The sequence below is a fragment of the Staphylococcus pettenkoferi genome (assembly GCF_002902685.1).
In the GTDB taxonomy this organism is placed as follows: Bacteria; Bacillota; Bacilli; order Staphylococcales; family Staphylococcaceae; genus Staphylococcus; species Staphylococcus pettenkoferi.
Genome location: NZ_PPRN01000117.1, coordinates 1 through 481 on the forward strand (window position 1 = coordinate 1; position 481 = coordinate 481).

General features: G+C 23.9%; 1 protein-coding gene. It reads right to left on the bottom strand.

The window, feature by feature from the left end:
* The coding region (locus CD126_RS11950) for a DUF443 family protein (RefSeq protein ID WP_240626092.1) at positions 1-418 on the bottom strand (418 nt) is incomplete at its 3' end.
* Between the last annotated feature and the right edge of the window lie 63 nt (positions 419-481).

A 481-nucleotide genomic window follows, 5' to 3' on the forward strand; every position in this document is an offset into this window, starting at 1 on the left:
TGCCTAATATAAATATAACACTAGAAATCTTTAATGTTATTATCCCAATAGATAAGATTATTATGGAAAATATCAGTATTATATTTATTAAAATATTTTTAATTATATGCTTTGTTTCAGGTAATACAAATGCATAAGCCTTACACTTGCTATTACTAAGGCTGATTTTTTCTTTTTTCTTTCTGTCAACTATACTTTTAATAAATAATGATGATACAATTGCAATTATTATTAAAAAAATATTTAACAAGAAATTAGTTCTAAAATTTGTATAATCCAATAAAGGTCTTCCCATCACACTAATAAAGGAACCTATACCTGCTCCTAAAAATCCTAGTTTATTCCCATGTTTTTTATCATCCTCGTCCAAATGTGAAATCTTTATATTACTTTTATCGATCTCACTTATTTCTATCATTTTATGTTTAATAACGTAATTTAGTAACGGGAATATGTAAGTTAACTTACTTTTATTTATAGC